Here is a 9,663-nt window from a genome sequence, read left to right as displayed (position 1 = left end):
AAACTTGACTGGCGATCCCGAGCTGCGGTTCACCCCGGCTGGTGTGGCGGTCACCAATTTCACCGTGGCTTCCACGCCCAGGGTTTTCGATCGCACCACCAATGAGTGGAAGGACGGCGAGGCGCTGTTCCTGCCGTGCGCGGTGTGGCGGGAAGCCGCGGAGAACCTGGCCGAGTCGTTGACCCGCGGCGCGCGGGTGATCGTGTCCGGGCGGCTCAAGCAGCGCAGCTGGACCACCGACGACGGCCAGAAGCGCAGCACCGTCGAGCTCGCCGTCGACGAGGTCGGGCCCTCACTGCGCTACGCCACCGCCAAGGTCCACCGCACCCCGAGGTCCACAGCGAACGCCAACAGGCCCGCGGCCCACGCCGAGAGTTCCGCGCAGCTGGTTGGTGCCGGAGTCGGCGCGGACCAGAACCCGTGGGCCGCGGCCAGCGGCTGGGGCAGCGGCGGTGACGAACCGGGGTTCTGACCCCGGGGATGTGGTGAGCGGTGGGTGAGGGCTGACCGTCTGGCCGACTGCCCCGCCTCCTCGAGTGCTACCAGGGTGGGGTCCCGCCACGGCTCCGGGCCCGCGCCCGGGCACCACCGAATTTCCCCGCGCGACGCCCCAGCCACCCACGCCGGACGGTGCCGTGAGCGCCGGAAATTCGGTGCCGCCCGCCTCGGCGCGTTCCCTCCCGCCGTGTCGGGACCCCACCCTGGTCGGCCGCACTCAGGCGGGTCAGCCGACCAGCCGCCCAGCCCCGTGCCGGGGTGCTTCGTGCCGATTTGGGCACGTGCGTCCTGGCGCGGGGCTGGCTCGTTTCCAACGACAGACAGGACCCGGTGATGACTGCTCCGACAACCACTCCCGACGTTGCTGCTACCGACACTGTCCCGACTGTTTCGCCTTTCGCCGACGCGCTCGGCGAGATCGAGTACCTGCTCGAGACCAACCCCGACAAGGCGCGTGAACGGTTCGCTGCCGTGCTCGCGCTAGCTTCCCCGCAGGAGCGGGAGTTCCTCGACCGGGCCGCCGACATCCTCACCCGCCACCCGTTCAAAACCGCTGCCCGCCAGCTGGGGTGGATGGCCAAGAGCCGACCCGAACTGCGCGCCATGATCATCGATCTCACCGCCGACTCCGACCCCGGTCTGCACCGCCCCGCGATGCCCGATCCTTCGCAGGTGTCGATCGAGGCCGCCGAATGGGTGCAGCGCTCCATCCGCGAGCGCCGCAACCGCGACCGCACGACCGCGACACCCTCGCCCGCCACCGACGCCGCGCGCATCACCCCGAAGGCCATCGCCTACCGACGCGCCCGCCGCACCGTGGCTGGCACGGTGAACCTGCGGCACCGCGAACGCGACCAACGCACCACTGAGCGCCGCCGACTCGGCGAGGCCGAGTTCGCCGCCTACGCCGCCGGTCGGCTCTTCGCGATCGACACCGACACCGCCGCAGATCGCACGGTGCCCGTCCCGGACCCGCGTAAGCCTGCGCATCTGGTGTGGGCGCACGTGCAAGCCGAGTTGTGGGATCGCAGCTACTTCCTTCACGTCGCCGAGTGCTACAGCGAGCGCGAGCGTGGCCTGCTCGCTCCCGAGTCCCTCGGGCCCGCGCGGGGCCAGACCCGCCAGGGCCAGCACTCCGCCCTCGATCAGGCCGCCCGCGCGTTCCTGCGCGAGCGTGAGGCCGACGCCGGGATCATCGATGACCGCCGCGCACGCCGCCGCCCCACGACCACCCTGCCGAGGATCAGCACGGCCGACCAGACGCGCTTCGCGAGCAAGCGGACCGGGCTCCCGGTCCCCAGCGACTACGACCAGTTCCTGCCCTACACCGAGCTCGACGTCACCGAGAAGACCTGGCAGGGCTCGGGTCTGGACTACGACCTCGCGGCCATGACGCCCTACCTCGGGTGGCCGTGCATCGGCTGCTGGATCGACCGCCCCGCCACCGACCGGCGCGCCGTCCATACTCGGGACGGACGCCGCGTCAGCGACGACGGCCTGTGCGATGTGTGCCGCGCCGACGGTCACCCCGGCATCCCGCCGCTGCCCACTCCGTGGGGGGTGCAGGAGTTCGTCTCGTCTCGCTGCGCCTACATCGCCGCCATCCATCCCCGACAGGTGCGCGCGATCCTCGACCGAGTCCGCGCCGCCGCCGCGACCACCGGACCGACCTGGCGGATCATCACCCGCTGGATGGCGATGAACCTCGAGCAGCCCATCGAACGACTGGCGCCGCGGCGCGCTGCGCGCCGTCGGCGGCCCGCCGCGCTCGGAGCGGGGCAGCGGATCGGGCGCTGCGACGCCTGCGCCCGCCCCGGGATCGTGCACGCCGACAACTACTGCACCCAGTGCCGCATCGATCTCGGCGTCGTCACGGTGCGCGACCGCGCTACCAGCGCAGCCTGACCCACTCGCTTCACCTTCCAGCTCCGGTCCGCCGCGGTGACTCGCTCCCGCGGCGGACCGGCCCACCACGAATTCCCCAGGAGTCCGCATGCACCGTCCCCCGATGCTTCACGCACGCTTGGCTCTTCGCGTCGCCCGGCGATGGCTGACACCTGGGCCCAGGCTGACCGTCACCGTCTTGCTCAACCAGGACCCCGACGCGCTGTTCTCCGGCTACCTCCCGAGCGCGCGACTGGTCCTGGCCTACCGCTACACCCTGCCCGCCGTGACCGCCGGAGAAGATCGGATGCTGCTCGAGCGAGTCTTCGCCGCGTTCAACGACCAGCCCGTCCACCCCGAAGATCAGCTCCACGCGGACGCCTGGGCAGCCGAGCGACTGCGATCGTTGTCGGTCGGCGACGTCGTCGCTCTCGATGACCGCTACTACGCCTGCGCGTCGGTGGGCTGGATGTCGATCCCCGCTCCCGGCGTCTGACCGATCCCGACGAGGGCCGGACCGGGACCACGCAACACGGTCCCGGTCTCTCACCATCACCCTCACCCCCGAATCCCCCTTCGCATCCACGCATTCCCAGCCGCCGCATCCCTCATCGCACCTCCACATCCCAGCCCCTCCACCATCCCTCAGCCACCCTTCCCTCCCCTCTCGCCCTCTTTTTCACAAGCACACCTCTGGCATCTAGGGTAACGATTCGGTAACGACCAGCGGTTTTGTTGGATTGTCCGATATTTCGGTACGCCGCAGCCCTGGAAATATTTGCCGCGGGCGCGCTGGATGGGTTTATGACCGCGACGATTCATAAAGTCGTCGCAGGCAACGGCTTTCAGTACTACCTGCGAAACGTCGCCGCGAATGACACTACCTCCCGCGGCCGCTCAAGCCTGTCGGACTACTACTCCGTGCACGGTGAGTCACCTGGACGCTGGCACGGCAGCGGATTGAGCGCACTCGGCATCGATATCGGTGCGGAAGTAACTGAAGCGCAGATGAAGTCGCTGTTCGGATTGGGTCGCCATCCGAACGCCGAGATGATCGAAGCCGAAGTCTACGACCGGCAGATCCACCTGGGCGCCAAGCACAAAGACGCCGCCCGCGCCGCCGACAAAGCGTCACGCTTAGGGAACCCGTTTCGCGTGTATGCCGAGGTTTCCGAATTCCGGAAACGCTGCGAACAAGCCTTCCGTAAACACAATTCTGCTCACGGCCGCGACCCGACCGCAGCAATTCCCGACGTCGAACGCGCACAGATTCGCACGCATGCCGCGTTCGATATGTTCACCGACGCCTACGGGCGCGCGCCGCTGGATGCGCGGGAGTTGTCGGGGTGGATCGCGAAGAACTCGCGCCCACCCACCACCGCGGTCGCGGGTTTCGACATCACCTTCTCCCCCGTCAAGTCCGTCTCCGCGCTCTGGGCGATCGCACCACGGGCGGTGGCGGAGAAGATCGAGGCCGCCCACCACGCTGCGATCAGCGATGCGTTGCACTGGCTCGAGCAGCACGGCATCTACACCCGTTTGGGCCGCAACGGAATTCGGCAGGTCGATGTCGAGGGCATTGTCGCGGCCTGCTTCCTCCACCGCGAATCGCGCTCTGGGGACCCAGATCTGCACACTCACGTGGTCATCGCCAATCGGGTCCGCACTCTTGACGGCCGCTGGCGCACCCTCGACAGCGCCGCCCTCTACCAGCTCGTGGTGACGGTCTCGGAGATCTACAACTCGAGATTGGAACACCATCTCGAGACGACCGTCGGGGTGGAGTTCGCCGCGCGTCCCGGCACCGATCCTGCCAAGCGTCCGATCCGCGAAATCCTCGGCATCCCTGTGGCATTGATCGAGCGCTGGTCACAGCGCGAGGCCGCACTCACAGCGCGGCTAGGTGAGCTGGCCGCGGACTTCCAAACCCGGTTCGGGCGCGAGCCGGTGCCGATCGAGATGTACAACCTGGCCCAACAAGCGACGCTGGAAACCCGCCCCGCCAGACACGCCTCGCGGTCACGGGCCGAACAACGCACGGCATGGCGCACCGAAGCCGTCGACCTGCTCGGCGGCCGCAACGCGCTGGCAGAGATCGTCTCTCATGCGTTGAACCCGGCGCGCGCGGCGCGGGCGGCGGTGTCGTCGGAGTGGATCAGCGGCGTCGCGCAACGGGTGCTCGAGGTGGTCTCCGAGCAACGCTCGACCTGGCGCCACAGCAACATCCGCGCCGAAACCGAACGGCAAGTGCGCGGCCACATCACCCCGGGCGACTGGCAATGGGTCACCGAAGCGGTCACTACCGAAGCCCTCTCACCCGCCCACTCGATCGAACGCGGTGACCCCGACCTCGCCGAGCAACCCGAGCTGCGTGTCGTCCCGCAGCCGCTGGCTCGCCGCGACGGCACCAGCGTCCACACCCGCGCCAATTCCCAGCTCTACACCTCCGCCGCCGTGCTGTCGGTGGAGCAGCAGCTCATCGAGCTCTCCGTACAACCCGGTGGACGCCAACTCTCACCGCACCTGGTCACCGAGGCGGTGCACGAATACAACACCACCAACCCGGATCGCCCACTCAACGCCGGACAGACCAGCGTGATCGAGGGATTCGCCGCATCGGGGTTGCGCGTGCATACCGCCAACGCGCCAGCGGGTTCGGGCAAGACGACCGCGATGCGGGTACTCACCGACGCCTGGCACGCCAGCGGCGGCAAGGTCCTCGGTGTCGCGCCCACCGCCGCGGCCGCAGCCGTACTCGGGCGGTCGATCGGCGCGCGCGTGGAGACGGCGGACAAGGTGCTGACTGCTTTGAATCTTCACAGGCCGCGCCCGGACAACCCGGCGTTGGCACGAGAACAACCGCCGTCGCTGCCGCAGTGGGTGCTCGACATCGCCCCCGACACGCTGGTGATCGTCGACGAGCACGTCAAACTCGGCAACCTCAAACGGCTGCGACTGCTGCAATTCCTCACCCAGCGCGGGGCGACGATCCGCTGCATCGGCGACGATCACCAGCTTCCGGCGATCGAAGCCGGCGGCGCCGACGCCGACATGGCCGCCGCCGCACCCGAACACGCGATGACCCTCACCCACGTCGTGCGCTTCGCTTCCACCGGCGAAGCGACCGCCAGTTTGGGGCTACGTGAGGGCGATCCGGCCGCGCTAGGTTGGTACCTGGACAACGGCCGCGTGCACGCCGGACACCACGGCGCCACCCACGACGACACCTACACCGCACGGATGGCTGACCACCTCGCTGGGCGCGACACCATCATGCTCGCCCCGACTCACACGATCGTGACCGCGCTCAACGCCCGCGCCCGCGCCGACCGGCTCGCCCGCGAAGGTGGCAAAACGGGCCCGGAAGTGGTCCTCGCCGACGGGCTTCGCGCGTCGGTCGGTGACACGATCCGCACCCGCCACAACGACGCACGACTGCGCCTCGGCGCCCACGATTGGGTGCGCAACGGCTACGCCTGGACCGTCACCGCCGTCAACGACGACGGCAGTCTGACCGCCACACACGTGCGGTCCGGCGGTGAAACCGCTGCGAGTGTGCGGCTTCCCGCATCGTATGTGCGCGCGCATGTGCGCCTCGGCTACGCAACGACGATCGATTCCGCGCAAGGCATCACCGCCGACACCTGCCATGTCGCGCTCACCGGATACGAATCCCGCCAACAGCTCTACGTCGCACTCACCCGCGGTGCGCACGCCAACCACGCCTACGTCCCGACCGCACTGGACGGCTCAGAAGCCTCGTTCTGGAGCGAACCCGCAGTCTTTCCCCACACCGCCGTCGAGGTCTTGCTGCGCATTCTCGAACGCGACGGTGCACAGAAATCCGCGCACACCGAACTCCGCGACGCGCTCGACCCGCACCGCCGCATCGGCCGCGCCCTCGATATCTACCTCGATTCGATCGGTGCCGCCGCCGAAAACGCCCTCGGCCCACACGAACTCGACCGCATCGACACCGCCGCCGACAACATCCACACCAACCTCACCGACTCCCCCGCCTACCCCGTCCTGCGCCAACATCTGGCGATCATCGCGATGACCGGACGCGACCCCGTCACCGCGTTGCAGACCGCTGCAGCGGCGCGCGAACTCGACACCGCCGACGACCCCGCAGCCGTCCTCGACTGGCGACTGGATCCAACCGGCGCGCACTCCACCAGCTCTGGACCGCTGCCGTTCGCGCACGGACTACCCCGCGCGCTGGCAGATGATCCGCTCGCCGAGCGGCTGCGCGCCCGCCACCGCATCGTCGCCGACCTCGCTGGCCAGATTGCCGACGACACCGCCACCTGGACACCAGCGACCGCACCACACTGGGCACGGTCATTGTTCGGTGTCGACCCCGCCTTGGTGGCCGAGCTGGCGGTATGGCGCGCCAGCATGCACATCCCGCAACGCGACCTACGCCCGACCGGACCCACCCGCTACGCCGTCCTGGAACGCGACTACCAACAGGCCCTCGATGACCGCCTCACCGACGCGCTCGGGGATGTGAATCTGTCAGTGAACAAATGGGCATCCGTCGTCGAACAGCTCGACACCCGCATCACCACCGACCCGTACTGGCCCACCCTGGCCGACAAAATCGAACTCGCCGACCGCGCCGGAATCGACATCACCCGCCTCCTCACCGACGCCGCTGCCCGACATCCGCTGCCGGATGAAATGCCCGCCGCCGCGTTGTGGTCACGCCTCGAGCTCGAACCCTCCGCCCTCGACAACACCCTCGCCAGCCGCGACCTGCGCCCGGACTGGCTGCCCGAGTTGCACAGCGTTCTCGGCGCCACCACCGCTGAACGCGTGGTCGCAGATCCCGCGTGGCCGCGGGTCGTCGCCGCGATCGACCGCGCCACCGGCACCGGCACCGCTTGGACAGCACACGAGCTACTCGCCACCGCCTACGAACTGCTGATCGGCGCCCAACCCGACGACGCCCCCAGCCTCCGCCCTGACCAGCTGGTGCCCGCTCTCGCCTGGCGCATCGACGCCCTGCAACGCCACATCCCCGCCCGCACCGCACCACACCAGACACAGCCACGCGCCGCACAACCCACCACACCTCACCGCGAACCTGCCCCGGAGACCACTGTGGACACCGACCACCACAACAGCTTTGCCACCGAACCCACCCCGGCAACCGACCCAACGCCACCCAACGCGCCCGACATTCTGCCTGCCGACCTCCAAGCGGTCGCCGAACTGCTACGCACCGGGCAACTTGCCGATACAGGTACCGCGCTTCGCAACCTCACCACATCGATCACCGCCGAACAGCAAGCCATCATCACCGCAGTCGCTCAAACCCTGCACCGCAACAGCTTTCCCGTCGCTCGCGCCCGGCTGCGGTGGGCTGCCGAACGCTTCCCCCAACACGCGACTCTCATCCACGCCTGCACCCCCGACACCGACCCGCACCTCTACCGACCACCCGACAGCGAATCGCGACAACCCGCCTACCGGCGCGACCGCCGTCACGAAGCCGCCCGCGACCACCGCGAATACCGCGACCCGACCCGTCGGCGAGCACCCCGCCCCCGCGCCGAGATGGCCGGTGAAGACCTCGCCAACAACTACTTCGACCTGCACGACAACACCAACACCCCGACACCGACGGATCAGCCGCTGCACGACGGCATCTGGACGCCCCACCAAGACGAAACGAACACCGACACCGACTCACCCACCTACGCCCTCGACTACGACCTCGCTGCCCTACCCGACACCCGCGGACTGACCTGCGTCACCTGCGACCTCGAACGCCGACGCGCCGACGCCACCCCCACACCACCACGCCGCAGCGACGATGGACTATGCGGCCCATGCCGAGACGACGGCGAAACCGGCATCCCCGACCACGACCCCACCCAACACATTCAATCCCGCTGCGCCCATCTCACCGCAACCAAACCACCCTCCGCCGCCCGCGCCGTCCTCCGCCGCGACTGGCGCGCCACCCCAAACCCGGACCACCGCAGCGTGATCGAAACCTGGGTACGCGAGCACCTCACCGAAAACACCACCGCAGACCCGACCCAAACCTCACCCGTCGACCAGGCCGCGGGCAGCCCACTGATCCTGCTGACCGACGAACAACTCGCTCGAGCCATCGACCATCTCGAACTGCGTTTGGCACTCACTGACACCGAAACCGCGTTCTTCAATCCCCCCACGCCCCCACCCGATACACCAGATCCCGACGAACTCGCCCGACACCACCGCGCCGCCCAAGACGCCATCCGCCACGCCCACCAAGCCGACCAACAACTACACGACGCGATACGAGCCACCCACGCGACCGCTACCGAACTAGACCAAGCCCGCACCGAATTCGACGCCACGCCCGGCTATCGACGGAATCAACGCCGCCAGTTGCAGACCCAGATCAGCGAGCTCCTCGCCGAACACAACACCCTCGAACAAAAGCGCGACACCGCTCGAACCACTGCCCGCCGCGCCCGCCGTGAAGCCGTCATGCTCGCCGGACCCGAATCCCGATGGCAACACATCCTCACCAGCAACCCCGAACCCCCACCGCACCCAACACCGAACCAACCCCACCACTCAGCCGAGGCAGAAACCACAGCACGCGTCGCCGACATCAACGACGAACTCGACCAACTGCGGGCCGAACAACGACGCCGCCACACACTCACGCCCGATCAACTCCTCCACGAACAACAGCTCCGCGCAACCACGGCCGACCACATCACCTCGAACGCGCACAAACTCGACACCGACCCCGCGACCCTCGAACCCGAAGACAGCATCGGCCCCTGAGCGCAACAGACAACCACAGAGTTGCCGTGCTGGGCCGCACTCTTCTGCCCGAACTAAGCCAGCGTTTGCCGCCAGAACTCAAGGCATTCTCCGCGATGGGCGACCTTGCCAAAGCCGAGCGCTACCTACACATGAGCGCGATGCTCTGGAACCCCAACACACACACCGGATTCACGCAGGCGTGCGCTCGGCCCGATGCATCCCGATGTACCTCTTGCTCGCACCGAGGTCATGCAGTGGCACCCAGATTCAGCGGTGTTCGAGGGGATGCTGGAGGGTCGGACGCGGCAGCAGCGTGATCGAACCTGGCGACCAGTCAACGGCGTCAGCTGCCCGCCATGGCTACCAGTTCCGGGAAGCGCACTCGCCTCGATAGTGCTCGGTCAGCGCCGCTCGGCTGGAATTCATCGGCGACCTCAACATCGACCCAGCCCCGCTCGCAGCAGACTCGCCTCTGGGGTGAATGATCGAACCGAAGGGAGG

The 9,663-nt window shown here is 68.3% G+C and carries 4 protein-coding genes; all 4 read left to right on the top strand.

Translation table 11 applies throughout. From position 1 onward, the window contains the following. On the top strand, positions 1 to 472 hold a 472-nt coding region (locus tag AC3EO7_RS35305; RefSeq protein WP_435593569.1), incomplete at its 5' end, for a single-stranded DNA-binding protein. Between the two features lie 359 nt (positions 473 to 831). Next, complete coding sequence (locus tag AC3EO7_RS35300; protein ID WP_435593568.1) at positions 832 to 2,403, top strand: hypothetical protein; 1,572 nt, start codon at positions 832 to 834, stop codon at positions 2,401 to 2,403. 103 nt (positions 2,404 to 2,506) lie between these two features. Next, entirely contained in the window at positions 2,507 to 2,878 is a 372-nt protein-coding gene (locus AC3EO7_RS35295; RefSeq protein WP_435593567.1) for a hypothetical protein, read from the top strand. A 308-nt stretch (positions 2,879 to 3,186) separates the two neighbouring features. Then, positions 3,187 to 9,180: a MobF family relaxase gene (gene mobF / locus AC3EO7_RS35290; RefSeq protein ID WP_435593566.1), complete on the top strand. Its 5,994-nt coding sequence runs from the start codon at positions 3,187 to 3,189 to the stop codon at positions 9,178 to 9,180. The last annotated feature ends 483 nt before the right edge of the window (positions 9,181 to 9,663 follow it).

The sequence above is a fragment of the Nocardia sp. bgisy118 genome (assembly GCF_057708605.1).
The sequence above is the reverse complement of the archived record's forward strand: the minus strand, read 5'-3'. Positions and strand labels throughout refer to the sequence as shown.

What these genes read in the sequence shown, in the direction of transcription:
- AC3EO7_RS35300 (WP_435593568.1), top strand. Translation starts at nt 832, where the DNA reads ATGACTGCTCCGACAACCACTCCCGACGTTGCTGCTACCGACACTGTC.
- AC3EO7_RS35295 (WP_435593567.1), top strand. Translation starts at nt 2,507, where the DNA reads ATGCTTCACGCACGCTTGGCTCTTCGCGTCGCCCGGCGATGGCTGACA.
- mobF (WP_435593566.1), top strand. Translation starts at nt 3,187, where the DNA reads ATGACCGCGACGATTCATAAAGTCGTCGCAGGCAACGGCTTTCAGTAC.